The organism is Aliiglaciecola sp. (assembly GCF_039982535.1).
GTDB lineage: Bacteria > Pseudomonadota > Gammaproteobacteria > Enterobacterales > Alteromonadaceae > Aliiglaciecola.
The window spans coordinates 59,011-74,567 of record NZ_JBDWYG010000069.1 but is presented as its reverse complement, the minus strand read 5'-3'; the positions used below and the strand labels follow the sequence as shown (position 1 = coordinate 74,567).

The window sequence follows — 15,557 nt, the reverse complement described above, 5'->3', positions numbered from 1 at the left end:
TTAACGTATGTTGGATTGCGCCAGATCTGGCTTATTAACTGTCTTTATGGTGCTAATGTGAGCAGACACTTTTTTGGGCAACTGGTGTTGCAGGTTTTCTTGCATTGAATTCAAGTAATTTTGTGTACTCCAAGGAATTTTCCAACCATCAAAAATAACTTCTATGCCACAAATTAATTCTCGGTTTATTGTGTAGTTAAACTCAAGTGCTTCCACGCTGTCTGATGAATACGTTTCTTCAACCCATTGTTGCAACTGACTTTTTTGTGCTGAAGTTAACTCGAAGGTGCTGTGAATATGAATAGGCGCTGTGGTGGCGTTTAACGCTTTACTAAACTGAGCGTGTTGTTCCTTATCCAAGGTGTTAAGTTGCAGCAACAACTTATTGAACATCAATGTTTGCAATTCACTATCGGCAAGTTCATTCAGTATTTTTTGACTCGTACTAAAGACTTCCTGCATGCTTCTTTGCACAACTTGCTGTTGCAAGGCTTGGATCTCTTGTTCGATAGAATGTAATCGAGTTTCCAGAATTTCAGCCGCCTCTTGTTGTGCGATATCGAGTAGTTCTTGACGTTTAGCTTTCGCTTCTTGATTGGCTGTATTAATGATCTCGCTGCGTTGTTTTTCTATTTGCTTTAACTTCAGTTGATACTGCTCTTGCAACGCTTCAGCTTGTTCATTTTTTGCCTTTGCGTCACTAAGAATCTGAGCAATTTTGGTTTCTCGTTTATTCAAACCGTTGATAATTGGATGATACAAAAAGCGTTTTAATAACCACAATAATATTAAGAAATTGACGGTTTGAGCGATTACGGTAAACCAATCTATAGGCATTGCTTAGCTTCCTGCTTTCTCAACAAAATAGTTCCAAAATGGATTACTAAAAAGCACAATCATTGAGACCACAAAACAATAAATGGCGGTTGATTCAATCATGGCTAAGCCAACAAATAATGTTCGTGTGATGGTGGATGAGGCATCGGGTTGCTGAGCAAGTGCCTTTAACGCATTTGCAATTGCAGCCCCTTCTGCTAACGAAGGGCCTACCACCCCTATACCAATTGTCAGCCCTGCAGTTATGATTGAACAAATTGCAATTAGGGTGAGGTTATCCATTATTTTTCTCCTTAACAGAAACGGATATTGAAGTGTATTTTTGATTAGATTGTTGATCTTGCGCTGTGGCGGCGGCGATATACACAGCGGCAAGAATAAAGAAAATATAAGCTTGCACCATACCTGTTAATAACCCTAACAAAGACATAATTATTGGGAAAACAAAAGGCGAAATAACTAATAGGATGGCAAGGATCATGGCACCACTCATCATGTTCCCAAATAAACGTACAGCTAAAGCTAACGTTCGACTTAGCTCACCAATAATATTAAACGGCAGCATAAAAAAGTTAGGTTGAGCGTATGATTGTAAGTACCTTATTGGCCCTTGGTTTTTTATTCCGTATAACGGAACCGAAATAAATACACAAAGTGATAACGCGATTGTGGTGGATAGCGAACCGGTTGGAGGCTCATAACTTGGAAATATAGTGAGTAAATTAGCCATGGCAATAAACAAAAACAAGGTACCCAAAAAACCGATATATTTTGCTGGTGAGCGTAAATCCGCGTCGTTTATTTGTTGTAAAATTGTCACAACCAAAACCTCTAAACCATTTTGCCAGCGGGTCGGTCGCAATTGATCATTTAGATTACGAGTAATAAGGTACGCGCCCAAAACTAAGATAAACATAATTAACCAGGTAAAAACGATAGTGGCATTAAGTTTAAAAAAGCCGTATTGCCAATAAATAATTTCATCGGGCGTAATATGCATGGTTCTAAGCCTTTTTTGTTTTATCTAATATTCGACTAAAGCTTTTGTTTTTAATCACTGGATCTGGGGTTTGGGCGTAATAGTTAGCACTTTATTGGTAATCACTCGACCAATTAAAAAGCCAACGAGACTTGAAATCAGCAGCCAAAACTGCTGGTTTGAAATAAAGTAAAATCCCGCCACACTGACTCCCATGCGAAGCACAAAACCACCAATAAACCAGTATTCTGGGCGATCAGACTGCAATCCTTTTTGTACCGTAAACCATAAGCTATAGAAAAAACTAATGCCCAAAACAACACCTGCAAATAACGCTATTAGCATACTGTAGTGATCGCTCATAGTTTGTCTTCCTCGTCGGTTATATTGTTATGTTGAGCATCAGCGTCGGCATCATGAATCGCTTGGTGCTCTTTACTTACCCAGCCCCAAGCGGTGAAACATCCAATGGCTAGCCCCGCAAGCAATAATGCTAGGGTCCATGAACGTTGTTGCTCGAAGTTGTTATCAATCCAAATGCCTAACATTACCCCAAGAAAAGTTGGTACAGCCACAGACCAGCCAATTATTCCCATCATCCCTAAACCAAACCATACTCCAGGGGAGGAGCGGCGCTTTGCATTTAGTTTTAATTGTGCTTTAGTTTCCACTTGTTTAACCAACGCATGGGTTGATTGTGAATGGGACTCTTGTTTGTTGCCTGTTTTGCTCATACAAATTTAATCTTTCGAAATCGAAGAAAATTGCTTTAAAAAAGTAGTTTCTAATTTCGCCAGGACACTGCGTAATTCCAACTGTTCCTGATCTGCTTTTAAAAATTCTTCCTCGACAGTTTTATGTAATTGCTGCAAAGAGCCTCCAACAATTGCTCTGCGCACGGAAATGAGTAATTGTCTTCCGGTTTTAATTAACATTCCCTCATCAACGGCAATATACGAATGTTCGTTAGCTGCTAGTTGATAGGTTAATATTCCCGGGACAACAGGGGTTACACAGTCAAGTCTATTGGGTAAAACGCCGAAGCTGCCTTCTGGCGTTTCAACAACAACACTATTCACGTCTTTTAACTCCAAAAATATTTGGTTGGGCAGTAAAATTTTAACTAGCATGTTGATTTTCCTGTTGGTTTGGCTCGACATTCTCAGTGTTAGATTTTACTGCTTCGCTAATATCACCAATCATGTATAGCGCGCTTTCTGGGTAGTCATCAAAATCACCTCGCAAAATTTGCTCACAACCATTCAAGGCATTTTCTAAACTGACAAATTTTCCTTCCATTCCAGTGAATTGTTCTGTGGTAAAAAAAGGCTGAGTGAAAAAGCGTTCTAAACGACGGGCTCGAATAACAACTTTACGATCTTTATTTGCAAGCTGCTCTAACCCGAGCATGGCTATAATGTCTTTAAGTTCATCATATTGAGCTAGAATTTCTCTTACTTCTTGGGCTAATTTGTAGTGCCGTTGGCCGACAATATTTGCGGTGGCTAAACTAGAGCTGGATTGCAGCGGATCGATTGATGGGTAGAGCCCTTCGCTGGCTCGTTTTCGAGAAAGCACCAAGGTTGCCGAAAGGTGTGAAAATGTGTGGGTGGCAGCAGGATCGGTAAAATCATCAGCCGGCACATACACTGCCTGAATTGACGTTATGGCACCATTTTGGGTGTTTGCGATGCGCTCTTCTAGACCAGATAGCTCAGTTCCTAAAGTTGGTTGATAGCCCATTCTTGATGGCATTTGGCCCATTAAACCAGATACTTCGGATCCGGCTTGAATAAAGCGAAAAATATTGTCGATAAGGAGTAAAACGTCTTTATGTTCGTCATCACGAAAATACTCAGCCATGGTTAATGCACTATGGCCTATGCGAAATCGACTTCCTGGTGGTTCGTTCATTTGTCCAAACAGCATCACCATATTATCTAAAACACCAGCCTGTTTCATTTCACGGTATAGCTCTTCACCTTCGCGGCAGCGCTCGCCAATACCACAAAAAATACTGACACCTTGTTGATGACTTACCATATTGTGGATCATTTCTGTTAGCAGTACGGTTTTACCTACCCCAGCTCCCCCAAACAATCCTGCTTTACCGCCACGCTCAAGTGGACAAAGTACGTCGACAATTTTGATACCGGTTTCAAATATTTGTTGTTGGCTAGATAAGTTTGAAAGCAGTGGAGGCGCTTGATGGACACTTCGGCGCTGACATTGGTGGTTGAAATCTTTACCATCAATAGGGTTGCCAAATACATTAAACATGCGAGATATATTTTGTTTGCCAATGGGAACAGTAAGAGGTTGGCCAGAATCTTCTGCTTGCATGCCTCTTGCTAAACCTTGTGTAGGGGTTAAGGCAATTGTACGCACTTTGTTGTCCGGTAATTGGGTTAGGACTTCTAGAACGATAGCGCGATTGTTGGCGTAGATAATATTGTGAATAGCAGGTGGTTTATGTTCGAATTTGATTTCAACAATACTTCCACGCACAGCACTCACAACCCCTATCTGCATAGATGCGAGTGGCTCAGCTTCGACTGCCATATTCGTGGGATCTATTCGTGACATTAACGATTTGCCTTAGTCTATAAGATGGTTATAACTTTCACTGCCAACACCAGATTGATAGGGATCAGACTTTTCGCCGTTAAAGGTTTATAAATTTCCTAAAGGTTATCGCTTATCTATATTTTTGGTTGATCCTAGGATTGCCCCGTCGTTTCTAAATTTGCGACACCAAAACTTATCCCTAAAGAAAGGGCACTTTGTAAGGTGATGTTGTCCCTAGCTACTCCTTTAGTTTGATTAGCAACTTGCTCTAAAGGTACGCTGGTTAACTGATTTTTTTGTTGCACAACAACTCGACCAAATAATTTTTCGGAAATGAGTTTCGCGGCAAATGCGCCCACGTTTGTTGCAAAAATTCTGTCATTAGCCGTGGGGGAGCCACCACGCTGGATGTGACCTAAAGATGTTGCTCTGACTTCGCCATTTAAGCGTGTTTCCAACTGGCTTTTTAATACATCTGAGATACCACCCAAGCGGATGGGATCTGGACTATCTGCAATGGTTTCTTGCACTGCCATAGTGCCATTTTCAGGTTTAGCACCCTCAGCGACAACAATAATAGAGTAATGCTGCTCACTGGCTCTTAGTTCACAAGCTGAAACTATTTCATCAATGTTGTATGGGTATTCTGGTATCAAGATCACATCTGCGCCGCCGGCCACGCCAGCATGTAGCGCTATCCAACCTGCATAACGGCCCATGGTTTCAAGGATCATAACTCGTTTATGTGAATGTCCAGTGGTGCGCAGTCGGTCAATAGCTTCGGTTACAATAGACACTGCGGTTTGGAAACCAAATGTACGCTCAGTACACATCAAATCGTTATCAATGGTTTTTGGCACACCAACAATGTTCATTCCTAACTTAGATAGCTCATAAGCAATTGACATTGTGCCGTCACCGCCAATCATCACCACTGCATCTAAACCTAGTTCATGATAATAAGACATAACGTCAGCCGAGCAGTCTTTGCCCTGATAGTCAAAAGGATTAGCTTTATTACTGGTTCCTAAAATAGTACCGCCAAGAGAAAGAATACCGCTGCAATCTGCATAGCTAAGCTGACGGACTTTACGTTTCAATAAACCGTCAAACCCATCTTCAATACCTATAATTTCGGCATTGTTATTTAACATTAATGATTTAGCTACAGCTCGAATTGCTGCATTTAATCCCTGACAATCACCACCGCCAGTAAGAATCCCAATCCGCATTATTATACTTCCTACGTTTTTATTTATAATTGCAATGTATTCATATTGGGGAGAAGTCTATTCAAGATTTTACCACTGTGGCGTGATTACGCTATTAGTAATAACCCTTACTTTTATGCTGATATAGACAAAAAGTCAGCCTATGAATATTCATCAATGGACGAGTACTTGAAGACGTTTTTGTTCATTCTTAGTAAACATCTTGTCTCTGAGGGTTTGAACTTTATTTGTTAGTTGCGTAGATGAATATTGAGCAGATAACCTATTTACTTCAGATTGGTAATCGGCTAATTTTTGTTGCCAATTTGCGCGTTTTTGCTGTAACGCCATTAATCGCTGTGCTGCCTCGTCACCAAACTCAGCGGCATAGTCATTATATGTGCTAGTTTGAGCAGGGGATTGTTGATGCAGCGAGGTTAATTTTGCTAGTTGTAAAGTTGGCGTTAAGGAGTTTTTTAATGAATCGGGTAGGGCTTCAATATGGGCCTCAAGCAACATCCGTTTTTGCTCTGCTGATAAGTTTTCATCTTGCCTAATTGCTAATCGTTGCAACGCCGCTTCATCCCATGCTTGCTCGCGAGCAAATAACATTTCAATTTCAGCTTGGCCGAAAAATTGCTCACGCAGCATCACTAGATCATCCATTCTAGACCGAAAAGAAAGGGTATCTGTTGGCGAAGCTCCGTCTATATTAATGAGTGATTTTTTATATTCTAAATAACGTGAAAAAAGCTCAGTTAACCCTTGGCAGTTCTCAAATAGAGCACATTCTTGATTGAACACTTGCCACATTTTTTGTTCGCTTTGTTCAAACATTGCGGTAAAACGATCAAGTCGATCTTTTAGGGCCTGATTAAACCAAGAGAGTTTGAGTTTGCTGCCATGGTTGCTAATCTGTTTATTTTGGTTAATTGACGTTTCCGCCACATTCAAGGTGCTGTTGTTATCGATAGTCGCCCTTGGCGAGTTTTTAACCTGGTTTGAAAACAGGCTAAAAACTGCGGTTATGACGACAAGACCGATAACCAAACTAAGGGCTTTCCCCATCCTTAGTTATAACCCCATATTTTTTAATCGATTAGCGTGTTTGCGATAAACCGTGATGGGGTCGGTCTCAAATAAGTGATGTATACCTAATGTTTGATTTACTTCATCTAGGTGATTCATTTTGTAATTATCTTTAATCACATACCCCAAATGACTGCTACAAGCTGACACTAATCCATCATTTGGCTCGTTAATCAGTAAACTAACAAGAGACAAAGGCCCATCTACAGGATCAAAAAAGTTCGTGTAAGGGCGGGTACCACTCCACGAAAAATACGCCACGCCATTGCTTTCCAACATGGTGCCTTGGCCACAATAACTTTGCGGGATCCCCTCTGGATACTTCTGATTAAACGCTATTGAACCCGCAGTGGTAAGAGAATCCAGACTATCAATTGAATTTTGCGGTAAGCCACTATTCCCAGAGATTATGCCGATTAGGCTTGCAAAGCTATTGACCGCTGAACCCACAAGAGATTCCGGTAACGCTCCAGGTGGAATTTGGTTCCTCATCAAGTCAGCAACAGGTGAACCCCAATTAACGCCGCCAACACTAGTCACAGACGCAACTAATTCTGGCATTACCGAGCCGACATAGCGAGTTGTAGGGCCACCATGACTGTGACCAATTAGATTGACTTTTTCTGCACCAGTAAGAGCTAAAATATCTTCCACTTGCTCTAATAATTGTTCACCACGTACCTCAGAACTGTTAGCCGCAGAAACTGACACAATAAACACTTGCGCGCCATCTCTACTCAACGAATCTGGAATACGGTAAAAATAATCAATACCAAATACATCATCAAAACCAAACAAGCCATGCACCAAAACAATTGGATATTTAGTTTGAGTATAACTAGAACTCATGGCGGAAAATGGTAGTAGTGAAATTAAAAGCAATAACAAGTAGGCGGATTTTAGTTTCATAATTAGGATGCGTTTCTGTTAACAAAAAATTTACATTATCCTAGCATGGTCTAATGAGACGTCAAATTTAGTTTGTGCGGGGCAGCAGAATGTCAGACATAAAAAAAGACGCTAAAAAGCGTCTTATTTTATAGATTTGGTGGAGCTGGCGGGATTTTATTTGAATGTTAAGTGTCTAGAATTAATTGCTTGAGTTATTTCCACAACTGTTTATTTTATGAGAGCTATATCTATTCAATCAAACAAATGCATATATGTGAAAAAATAGTACCTTACTCATCAGCAATTTAGTTCGGATATCGGCAATCTTTAAAATAGGGAATCTAATAGATGTGCGGAATGTGTATAGAAGCTACTCTGCTTGGTTGTGTAAACAACAAAGGAGTAAATTTAGAGATGTTTCTGGACCTTATTGGAGAAGAAAACGCTCCTGCTTTTCTTGATCCTCATGGTCTGACAGAGTTAGCTCTGGGCGAACCACAATATGCCGATAAGCTTTTTACTCAATATACAAACAGTCCCACTTTAGTTTGGTACTTACTCCATCATAATCAGTCAATCGCTCTTACTCCTAAACAGTTAGAAACAATTTCTGACATCTATCACCCGTCTTTGCAAAAGGAATTGGCCGTTATCAGTGCAGAGTTAAAATTTTCATTTTCAAACCTATTTTTATTATTAGAAACTCTGCCGATAGCTTCGGCATCTGAAGTCGATGGTCTTTTTAAACAGCTTCTTGTACAACCCGAATTAAACTTAGCCGTTGCAGAAGCCGAAACCTTTTTAAAGACACTTTGTGGAAATTACCTAGAACTACTAGACGAATATCAAGTAGAAATCTATACAGAGACGGACAACGGGGTGACAGACGGTGCTGTTGATAGTATTTTAACTCAATGTCCAATCACTATTTTTTTGACAAAATGGTTATTGGAGCGGATGCAGCCCAGCAATCTAGTTCATGATCTTATCCCTGTCATAGAATATCCTGTCCCATTTTTTTGTTCCTATTATATGGCATGGCGTCGCAGTGCCACAGTGTGGTTATTTAATAATCGTAGCGAAGCTCATTTCCTTTCTTTGCTCCCAAATATGTACATTGAATCACTATATTATCTTAAGAATACGAAGCCGGTATCGGTTGCGCTTCAAACAGCAATTGAACAGAGGGTGAGCAACGAACATCTAGGGTGTTAGGTATTTGAATTTCGTTAATTCACCTTTAAAAAACAGCCTAACACTGCTTCAATTGACTTGATCCTCTGACGTTTATAGACACATTACTTAAAGTCAAATATCAACGGTTCTTTAGATATAAATGTATAGTCCTAAAGTCAATTGGATTGCTTACTTATGTACATTGAACAAGGAGTGTTATTGTATCCTTTGGTCATTTCATACATTTTAGATTTGGTGGTAAACGTAGATGGATACAAAAGAAAAAGAGCAATATGTGTTTAATCGTCTTTGCATAAGTGACTTGCAGGAGTGCATAGCTACTCTAAAGTTACTTGACGGGTTAGAAAATGATGGCTTAAAGCTTATAGTAATTAAATCTGCCATAGTGTCATATGCTCGGCCATTTAAGACTAACTACGGGAAGTATAACAAGAGATTGAAACAAGACGCCAAGTCGCTTATACCATCTAAATATGTTGCGAAACATCACGAGGTTATGGAATATCGAGATCAATTCATTGCTCATACAGATATATCTTTCAGAAATCCACAACTATTAAATGATTCTATTGGACATGGTATAGGAATGCATCTTCCAGAGCTTCAAGATCTAATTGAGTTGTCGCAGCCACTAATAGATTTATGTGAACATATCAGAAGTGAGCTATGGATTAAGGTAAGCAAATATATTTAAATCGTTTCTAAAAAATGAAAATAAGTTTGCAGTAATCTACATAAATTGAGCTGCGTTCCATTCTCATGGGGTTTATAAACTCAATAGTTTTTTATAGCTATTGGTTTTTATCATATAAATAACCAAGAACATTTAAATCAGTACTATTATAATTATTTTGAAAAACTGTCCTCTATTTTATCTCTAATTGAATCAATATCAGTGTTGCCAAACGCTTTTGAAAAACACAAAAGAACCATTTGTTCTTACACAATATTCTGCTATTCCCAGTTCACTGTCTATTTCTTGGAACTTAACCCATTTAATGCGTTTCTCTTTGTTCAAGTAACATTATTGCTGTGTCAACAATAAACTGGGTGGCTTCTATACGTAATTATGCGGTTCATAAATAAAATACTGATATTAATAAAGTATTTTTCTTGTAGTACCTTTTGCATTACAATAAATTAACAATTGACTCTGTCGTTTTTTGAATGAGAAATAAAATTTTAGACGATAAAACTATTAAAGTTAACTACACAATGCATATCAACAACTATCTTAAATTATGAAATATAGAGCAGATATTAATGGATTGAGAGCTATAGCTGTCCTACCAATAGTCTTTTATCATGCAGGAATATCATCTATGAGCGGAGGGTTTATAGGTGTGGATATCTTTTTTGTCATTTCTGGATATTTAATTTCTAAAATTATAATCGATGAATTAGATAATAATAACTTTAAGTTGATAGAATTTTACAAAAGAAGAACTATTCGAATATTTCCCGCTTTATTATTCATGCTATCTGCTCTTTTAATCGTAAGTTATTTTTTGGCTCTACCAACGGAACTTGCAAGCCTTAAAAATAGTATAAATGCAGCCGCACTCTCGGTATCTAATATATATTTCTGGTTCGAAACTGATTATTTTAGTCCTCTGGCTGAAACTCAGCCGTTGCTGCATACTTGGTCATTAGGTGTGGAAGAACAGTTTTATCTGTTATTTCCTTTACTTTTGTTACTTATTAAAAAATATTTCAACAAAAATTATGCGCCTTTTTTGTTGGTTATTATCGTTCTATCATTAGTTTTAAGTTGGTATGCATCAATCAGTCATGCGGACGCAGGCTTTTATTTACTCCACAGTAGAGCTTGGGAATTAGCCCTTGGAAGCCTTGTTGCTATTAAATTCTTCCCCAAAGTAAACTCTGTAACGCTAGCAAACAGTTTAGTTTTGCTTGGTTTATTCTGTATCTTGATAGGTTTTTTTTATATAGAACCACGATGGCGCTTTCCGTTTCCTTGGGCGATGCTTCCTTGTTTGGGAACATTCTTATTGTTGTCATATGGGGAAGTTGCTCAATTAAGCAAGTTGCTTTCGCTACAACCTCTCCAATATGTTGGGAAAATTTCGTATTCTTTATATCTATGGCATTGGCCAATAATAACTTTGTATCGTATAGAGACCGGCATAGAATTGGATTTAAATGAAACAGTATTTTTGGTGGCTCTTTCATTTATCGCTGCTACATTTTCATATTACATAATTGAAAAGAATTTTCTCATTAAATTTAGAAGTAACCAATCACCAAAACGGGTTGTAATGGTTGGAGTTTTATCTCTATTTGTGTTTTGTTTAGTAACCAGTTTTCTGATAAACAATATAGATTATTTGAAAACGACAGATAAATACATCTCGAAAATAGACTCATATAATAATTATAAAAAGACGCCGAACTATAAATTTCAATATCGTGTTGGATCACCGTGCTTCAGAGGAATGGCACATCGACATATTTCATTTAGTCCTGAAATGTGTGCAAAAACAATAGGGAATAGCAGAAATGTTATTATTTTGGGGGATAGCCACGCAGCACAGTTTTGGCGAGCATTTGAAATTCAATATCCTCAAGCAAATGTAATGCAGGCTACAGCTTCTGGATGCAGACCTGTTTTAGATAGTAAAGGAACAAGCTACTGCACTGAAGTTGTTGATTATGTACTTGGGCCTATGTTGGATAATCAAGGTTTTGATACCATAATAATTTCGGCTCGCTGGGTTAGACGTGAGATACCATTGCTAGCAAAAACGGTATCGTTTTTAAAGCAAAGAGGTATTAGGGTTTACGTATTGGGTAATACTGTAGAATATAATGGTAGTTTCCCATCAATACTGGCTAGAGCGATTAAAAGGGGGGAATTGGAATCAATAGATAGCCATCGTATTCATTCTAAAGAAGTTATGGATAAATATATTGAAGCAGCAACGATAAAAAATGGAGGAGAGTTCATATCTCTGTTTAATAGTGAGTGCCAATCTGGTCAGTGTAAATTAACAACTGATGAAGGCGTCCCATTACATTTTGACTATGGGCATTTAACTTTATCAGGTGCGAAATGGCATGTATCTAAGATGCCCAAGATTTATTAGATTTATCGGTTGATCTAAATCAAACACTGTTTTACTTAGGCCTTTTTAAAAAAGAACCACCTTAGTGTGATTAGTAAATGAGAGATATGCAGATCAGGGCAATCTAAATAATAAGTAAAAGAATGTCAGACATAAAAAAAGACGCTAAAAAGCGTCTTATTTTATAGATTTGGTGGAGCTGGCGGGACTTGAACCCGCGTCCAGAAAGCTTCAACCGTCGGTACTACATGCTTATTTTGTCTTTTATTTAACTATTTTGGACTCCGACAAACAGGATTCCTCGTAGCTGTTCCGATACTATTTCGCGGTTCAACCTCGGACAAGTTTCCCTCGCTATTCTATTAGTATGACCTTCCTAACCTTCACGAATAGAAGACGGCTGAAGTGGAAGGGCCTATACAGGTTATTAAGCTGCTAGTGCGTAGTTTTCGTCGTTTGCGACTATTTTTTTGCGGCTGTTTAAAGAGGCAAACCGCACCTCTGCATGCACCTAAGGCATCCCGATTCCTGTCGAATCCAAAATCAGCCCCGATGTAGTACTTTTTCAAGTAGCAGATAGGATAACACATCCTTCTATAAAACAATATGTGGGGACAGTAAATTTTGTTTCAAGTGGCTGGGTTTTAATCGTTTATCAGAGGATTTTGTGTTGTTGCGGTTTTATTGTACAGGTTTACGGTTGAAAACCGCGACCAAGTCGACGTTTTGCTTGCTTTTGCTGATGAGAGAAGAGCATTTTGACAACCCAGTGTATGAAGATGATAAGATTTCCTCAAGGTAGAGGCCAGCCATCAATACCCACTTTTAGGGGGGCAAATAATGGGGCTAGTTGGTGTGCAAATAGCTATTTTGTATTGAAAAAATAACGTTTAATTTTTGTTGAGTAAGAAGGGTGTAATGTCTAACGCTATATTTGAAGAATTTTCGCTGCCTTGTGGTAAAACCCTGAAAAATAGATTGGTAAAGGGGGCGATGGAAGAAAACTTAGCTAACGCCAAACAATTGCCCGATGAAACCTTGTTTAATTTATATCAAAAGTGGGCGGAAGGTGGAGTGGGCCTAATCATTACTGGTAACGTCATGGTGGATGCCTTAGCCATGACGGGCCCTGGTGGTATGGCGTTAGAACAAAATACGGATTTAGCTCCGTTTGCAACATTAGCGCAAAAAGCTAAAAAGAATAATACACAGGTTTGGATGCAAATTAATCATCCAGGGCGACAGGTGTTTAAGAAAATGGGCGGTAAAGTCTTGTCACCATCGAATGTGGCACTGGATCTTGGTAAACATTCAAGCCTATTTAGCCAACCCAAAGCGATGACTGAAGACGAAATAGAAGATGTTATTCAACGATTTACCACAACCGCTTTACTAGCTGAAAAAGCTGGCTTTGATGGCGTTGAGATTCATGCTGCCCATGGTTATTTATTAGCGCAATTTTTAACTCCGTTAGTTAATCAGCGCACTGACCAATGGGGGGGAAGTTTAGAAAACCGAGCCCGTTTATTGCTAAAAATAGTCAGTGCCATAAGAGCTGCCTGTGCTACTGATTTTGCCGTGGCAGTGAAGCTTAATTCCGCTGATTTTCAGCGAGGCGGTTTTGATGTGGATGATGCATTAGCCGTTGTGAAAATGCTTGAGCCCTATAATATCGATGTGGTTGAACTCTCTGGTGGTAGTTATGAAGCGCCGGCTATGCAAGGTCGAACCGCAGATGATAGAACACTAGCAAGGGAGGCCTATTTTCTTGAGTTTGCGAGTAATATTGCCCAACAAAGCCAAATTCCGATTATGACAACAGGGGGGATTAAACGCTTGCCGGTAGCTCAGAAGGTACTTGAGTCTGGAGTTGATTTAGTGGGAATGGCCACCGCACTTGCTTACAATCCTGACTTACCCAATCATTGGCAGCAAGTACCTGGCATGGTCAGTATTACGCCTCATGTGCAATGGAAAAATAAAACCTTGAGTGGCTTGGCAAATATGGCTCTTGTTAAGCGTCAACTGCGGCGCATCGGCACTGGTAAAGACGCTAAAATCAATGCTTCAGCCATCTTTAGCTTAGTCTTGGACCAAGTGATAGCCGCTAAATTAACCAAGCGTTATCGCCAAAATAGGCCGCACCAAGGCAAGTAATAGGTGCACGAAGATAGGGGGCAAGGGAAAACAGCCGAGCCCAATTGCTTACTAGCGATTGGGCTCGTTAACTCAGGGCGTTTACCTTATTAGCTCAAGGCTTTTACTTTGTTAGCTCAAGGCTGTAACTAGGCACTGTGTTTCATCATGCGTTCTTTTTGGCGGGCCCAATCACGATCTTTAACCGTATCGCGTTTATCATGGGCGTCTTTACCTTTGGCAAGGTGTATTTCTACTTTCACCCAGCACTGTTTCCAGTACATAGCCGTTGCAATAATCGAGTAACCTTGTCGTTCCCTCGCGCCCATTAAACGATCAATTTCCCGGCGATGAATTAGCAGCTTTTTTTGACGGTCGGGATCACACACAACATGGCTAGAAGCTTGGTTTAGTGGAGTGATTTTACATCCTTGCAAATAAGCTTCGCCATTGTGAATATTCACAAAGCTATCTGTTAAGTTAACTTTTCCTGCACGAATGCCTTTTACTTCCCAGCCTTGCAATTCTATACCCGCTTCGATTTTATCTTGCAGGTGATAGTCATGACGGGCTTTTTTGTTTAAAGCTATCGTATTGCTTTTATTTGATTTAGCGTTCTTTTTCTTCATAGTGGCGAATTATATCAGGCCGATTTAATTTGTCTGTAGATGAGTTGAAAAATAGTTGAATTTACATGGATAAACTATGCAATCGAGTATTTCGTGGTAAACTTCCACGAGAAATTGCAAGGTTATTAAGAGGAAAATGGATGGCAAGTGTTCATCGCAGTGCGCTAGTAGCATTTAGTGCCGAATCGATGTTTGATTTAGTCAATGACGTAGCTTCATATCCTGAATTTTTGCCTGGTTGTGCAGAAACTAAAGTGCTTGAACACGACAACGATTCAATGAAAGCGGCAGTGTTGATCGCCAAAGCGGGGGTAAAGCAGTGGTTTACAACATTAAATGCCTTAGACAGAGGTAAAACCATTGAAATGAATCTTGTTGAAGGACCTTTTTCCCATTTAAGTGGTGGTTGGTCGTTTACCGCTTTAGCCGATGATGCCTGCAAAATAGAATTAAAATTGGATTTTGCGTTTTCGAGTCGTTTGGCGGAAATGGCTTTTGGTAAAGTATTCAATGCTCTGGCGACTAACATGGTAAATGCGTTTACAGCCAGAGCGAAAGAGGTTTACCTATGAGCGATTCGCAAATCACAGTTGAGGTAGTTTACGGTACACCAACAGAGCAAGCTCTGATTAGCGTCACCATCGAAAAAGATAAAACCGCAGAGCAAGCTATACAGGCGTCGGGTGTTTTACGGCGCTTTCCAGAGATTGATTTGTCAAAATTGAAGATTGGTATTTGGAATCGGACATGCAAGCTAACAGATATTCCCAAGGACGGTGATAGAATCGAGATTTATCGACCTCTCATCGCTGATCCTAAAGAGGTTCGCCGTATTCGTGCTGAAAAAGCTAAACTAGAAGGGCGAGCTGATAAAGTAACGGGTGGCAGAGTTAAATCTTAAAGGTCGTATTACTTGGAAGTAGATGGTTACTTG

At 39.5% G+C, this 15,557-nt stretch carries 17 protein-coding genes and 1 other RNA gene; 6 read left to right on the top strand and 12 right to left on the bottom strand.

Features of this window, described 5'->3' with window-relative positions; genetic code table 11:
- The 10 genes from atpF to ABJV04_RS18880 all read right to left on the bottom strand — a co-directional run bounded on the left by atpF (nt 1) and on the right by ABJV04_RS18880 (nt 7,593).
- The gene (atpF, locus tag ABJV04_RS18925; RefSeq protein WP_348493166.1) at nt 1-837 is read right to left on the bottom strand and encodes a F0F1 ATP synthase subunit B; all 837 of its coding nucleotides are present in this window, start codon (nt 835-837) and stop codon (nt 1-3) included.
- A gap of 3 nt (nt 838-840) precedes the next feature.
- Nucleotides 841-1,119, bottom strand: coding sequence for a F0F1 ATP synthase subunit C (locus tag ABJV04_RS18920; RefSeq protein ID WP_348493165.1), 279 nt, complete (start codon nt 1,117-1,119; stop codon nt 841-843).
- Nucleotides 1,112-1,837: a F0F1 ATP synthase subunit A gene (locus ABJV04_RS18915; RefSeq protein WP_348493164.1), complete on the bottom strand. Its 726-nt coding sequence runs from the start codon at nt 1,835-1,837 to the stop codon at nt 1,112-1,114. Before ABJV04_RS18915 ends, ABJV04_RS18920 begins: the two co-directional genes overlap by 8 nt.
- A gap of 54 nt (nt 1,838-1,891) precedes the next feature.
- Nucleotides 1,892-2,179, bottom strand: a complete 288-nt coding sequence (locus tag ABJV04_RS18910; protein ID WP_348493163.1) for an ATP synthase subunit I — start codon at nt 2,177-2,179, stop codon at nt 1,892-1,894.
- Nucleotides 2,176-2,550: an AtpZ/AtpI family protein gene (locus ABJV04_RS18905; protein WP_348493162.1), complete on the bottom strand. Its 375-nt coding sequence runs from the start codon at nt 2,548-2,550 to the stop codon at nt 2,176-2,178. Before ABJV04_RS18905 ends, ABJV04_RS18910 begins: the two co-directional genes overlap by 4 nt.
- A 6-nt stretch (nt 2,551-2,556) precedes the next feature.
- On the bottom strand, nt 2,557-2,946 hold the full coding sequence (locus ABJV04_RS18900; RefSeq protein WP_348493161.1) for a F0F1 ATP synthase subunit epsilon: 390 nt from the start codon (nt 2,944-2,946) through the stop codon (nt 2,557-2,559).
- A complete protein-coding gene (gene atpD, locus ABJV04_RS18895) occupies nt 2,936-4,348 on the bottom strand; it encodes a F0F1 ATP synthase subunit beta (RefSeq protein ID WP_348493238.1) in 1,413 nt (470 codons plus the stop codon). Before atpD ends, ABJV04_RS18900 begins: the two co-directional genes overlap by 11 nt.
- A gap of 188 nt (nt 4,349-4,536) precedes the next feature.
- A complete protein-coding gene (locus tag ABJV04_RS18890) occupies nt 4,537-5,616 on the bottom strand; it encodes an ATP-dependent 6-phosphofructokinase (RefSeq protein ID WP_348493160.1) in 1,080 nt (359 codons plus the stop codon).
- A gap of 153 nt (nt 5,617-5,769) precedes the next feature.
- Nucleotides 5,770-6,663 (bottom strand): lipase chaperone, encoded by an 894-nt coding sequence (locus tag ABJV04_RS18885; RefSeq protein ID WP_348493159.1) that lies wholly within the window; start codon nt 6,661-6,663, stop codon nt 5,770-5,772.
- A 6-nt stretch (nt 6,664-6,669) separates the two neighbouring features.
- Complete coding sequence (locus tag ABJV04_RS18880; RefSeq protein WP_348493158.1) at nt 6,670-7,593, bottom strand: triacylglycerol lipase; 924 nt, start codon at nt 7,591-7,593, stop codon at nt 6,670-6,672.
- Between the two features lie 339 nt (nt 7,594-7,932).
- Here ABJV04_RS18880 and ABJV04_RS18875 point away from each other — a divergent pair, with 339 nt between their 5' ends.
- The 3 genes from ABJV04_RS18875 to ABJV04_RS18865 all read left to right on the top strand — a co-directional run bounded on the left by ABJV04_RS18875 (nt 7,933) and on the right by ABJV04_RS18865 (nt 11,879).
- Nucleotides 7,933-8,790: a hypothetical protein gene (locus ABJV04_RS18875; protein WP_348493157.1), complete on the top strand. Its 858-nt coding sequence runs from the start codon at nt 7,933-7,935 to the stop codon at nt 8,788-8,790.
- Between the two features lie 229 nt (nt 8,791-9,019).
- Nucleotides 9,020-9,466 carry a hypothetical protein gene (locus ABJV04_RS18870; protein ID WP_348493156.1) on the top strand — a complete coding sequence of 149 codons (447 nt, stop codon included), beginning with the start codon at nt 9,020-9,022 and terminating at the stop codon, nt 9,464-9,466.
- Nucleotides 9,467-10,013: 547 nt separating this feature from the next.
- Nucleotides 10,014-11,879: an acyltransferase family protein gene (locus tag ABJV04_RS18865; RefSeq protein WP_348493155.1), complete on the top strand. Its 1,866-nt coding sequence runs from the start codon at nt 10,014-10,016 to the stop codon at nt 11,877-11,879.
- Nucleotides 11,880-12,049: 170 nt separating this feature from the next.
- On the opposite strand, the gene ssrA is transcribed toward ABJV04_RS18865, so the two are convergent.
- Nucleotides 12,050-12,409, bottom strand: a transfer-messenger RNA (tmRNA) gene (ssrA, locus tag ABJV04_RS18860).
- Nucleotides 12,410-12,776: 367 nt separating this feature from the next.
- Here ssrA and ABJV04_RS18855 point away from each other — a divergent pair.
- Nucleotides 12,777-14,015, top strand: coding sequence for an NADH:flavin oxidoreductase/NADH oxidase family protein (locus tag ABJV04_RS18855; RefSeq protein ID WP_348493154.1), 1,239 nt, complete (start codon nt 12,777-12,779; stop codon nt 14,013-14,015).
- A gap of 128 nt (nt 14,016-14,143) precedes the next feature.
- Here ABJV04_RS18855 and smpB read toward each other — a convergent pair whose 3' ends face one another.
- Nucleotides 14,144-14,623 (bottom strand): SsrA-binding protein SmpB, encoded by a 480-nt coding sequence (smpB, locus tag ABJV04_RS18850; RefSeq protein ID WP_303473886.1) that lies wholly within the window; start codon nt 14,621-14,623, stop codon nt 14,144-14,146.
- A gap of 140 nt (nt 14,624-14,763) precedes the next feature.
- Here smpB and ABJV04_RS18845 point away from each other — a divergent pair, with 140 nt between their 5' ends.
- Together ABJV04_RS18845 and ABJV04_RS18840 are read left to right on the top strand one after the other, a co-directional pair.
- On the top strand, nt 14,764-15,195 hold the full coding sequence (locus ABJV04_RS18845; RefSeq protein WP_348493153.1) for a type II toxin-antitoxin system RatA family toxin: 432 nt from the start codon (nt 14,764-14,766) through the stop codon (nt 15,193-15,195).
- Entirely contained in the window at nt 15,192-15,524 is a 333-nt protein-coding gene (locus ABJV04_RS18840; RefSeq protein ID WP_348493152.1) for an RnfH family protein, read from the top strand. The genes ABJV04_RS18845 and ABJV04_RS18840 overlap by 4 nt, the downstream gene beginning before the upstream one ends.
- The last annotated feature ends 33 nt before the right edge of the window (nt 15,525-15,557 follow it).

What these genes read in the sequence shown, in the direction of transcription:
- ABJV04_RS18905 (WP_348493162.1), bottom strand. Translation starts at nt 2,550, where the DNA reads ATGAGCAAAACAGGCAACAAACAAGAGTCCCATTCACAATCAACCCAT.
- ABJV04_RS18865 (WP_348493155.1), top strand. Translation starts at nt 10,014, where the DNA reads ATGAAATATAGAGCAGATATTAATGGATTGAGAGCTATAGCTGTCCTA.
- ABJV04_RS18920 (WP_348493165.1), bottom strand. Translation starts at nt 1,119, where the DNA reads ATGGATAACCTCACCCTAATTGCAATTTGTTCAATCATAACTGCAGGG.
- atpD (WP_348493238.1), bottom strand. Translation starts at nt 4,348, where the DNA reads ATGCAGATAGGGGTTGTGAGTGCTGTGCGTGGAAGTATTGTTGAAATC.
- smpB (WP_303473886.1), bottom strand. Translation starts at nt 14,623, where the DNA reads ATGAAGAAAAAGAACGCTAAATCAAATAAAAGCAATACGATAGCTTTA.
- ABJV04_RS18845 (WP_348493153.1), top strand. Translation starts at nt 14,764, where the DNA reads ATGGCAAGTGTTCATCGCAGTGCGCTAGTAGCATTTAGTGCCGAATCG.
- ABJV04_RS18910 (WP_348493163.1), bottom strand. Translation starts at nt 2,179, where the DNA reads ATGAGCGATCACTACAGTATGCTAATAGCGTTATTTGCAGGTGTTGTT.
- ABJV04_RS18900 (WP_348493161.1), bottom strand. Translation starts at nt 2,946, where the DNA reads ATGCTAGTTAAAATTTTACTGCCCAACCAAATATTTTTGGAGTTAAAA.
- ABJV04_RS18875 (WP_348493157.1), top strand. Translation starts at nt 7,933, where the DNA reads ATGTGTATAGAAGCTACTCTGCTTGGTTGTGTAAACAACAAAGGAGTA.
- ABJV04_RS18840 (WP_348493152.1), top strand. Translation starts at nt 15,192, where the DNA reads ATGAGCGATTCGCAAATCACAGTTGAGGTAGTTTACGGTACACCAACA.
- atpF (WP_348493166.1), bottom strand. Translation starts at nt 837, where the DNA reads ATGCCTATAGATTGGTTTACCGTAATCGCTCAAACCGTCAATTTCTTA.
- ABJV04_RS18880 (WP_348493158.1), bottom strand. Translation starts at nt 7,593, where the DNA reads ATGAAACTAAAATCCGCCTACTTGTTATTGCTTTTAATTTCACTACTA.
- ABJV04_RS18870 (WP_348493156.1), top strand. Translation starts at nt 9,020, where the DNA reads ATGGATACAAAAGAAAAAGAGCAATATGTGTTTAATCGTCTTTGCATA.
- ABJV04_RS18915 (WP_348493164.1), bottom strand. Translation starts at nt 1,837, where the DNA reads ATGCATATTACGCCCGATGAAATTATTTATTGGCAATACGGCTTTTTT.
- ABJV04_RS18855 (WP_348493154.1), top strand. Translation starts at nt 12,777, where the DNA reads ATGTCTAACGCTATATTTGAAGAATTTTCGCTGCCTTGTGGTAAAACC.
- ABJV04_RS18885 (WP_348493159.1), bottom strand. Translation starts at nt 6,663, where the DNA reads ATGGGGAAAGCCCTTAGTTTGGTTATCGGTCTTGTCGTCATAACCGCA.
- ABJV04_RS18890 (WP_348493160.1), bottom strand. Translation starts at nt 5,616, where the DNA reads ATGCGGATTGGGATTCTTACTGGCGGTGGTGATTGTCAGGGATTAAAT.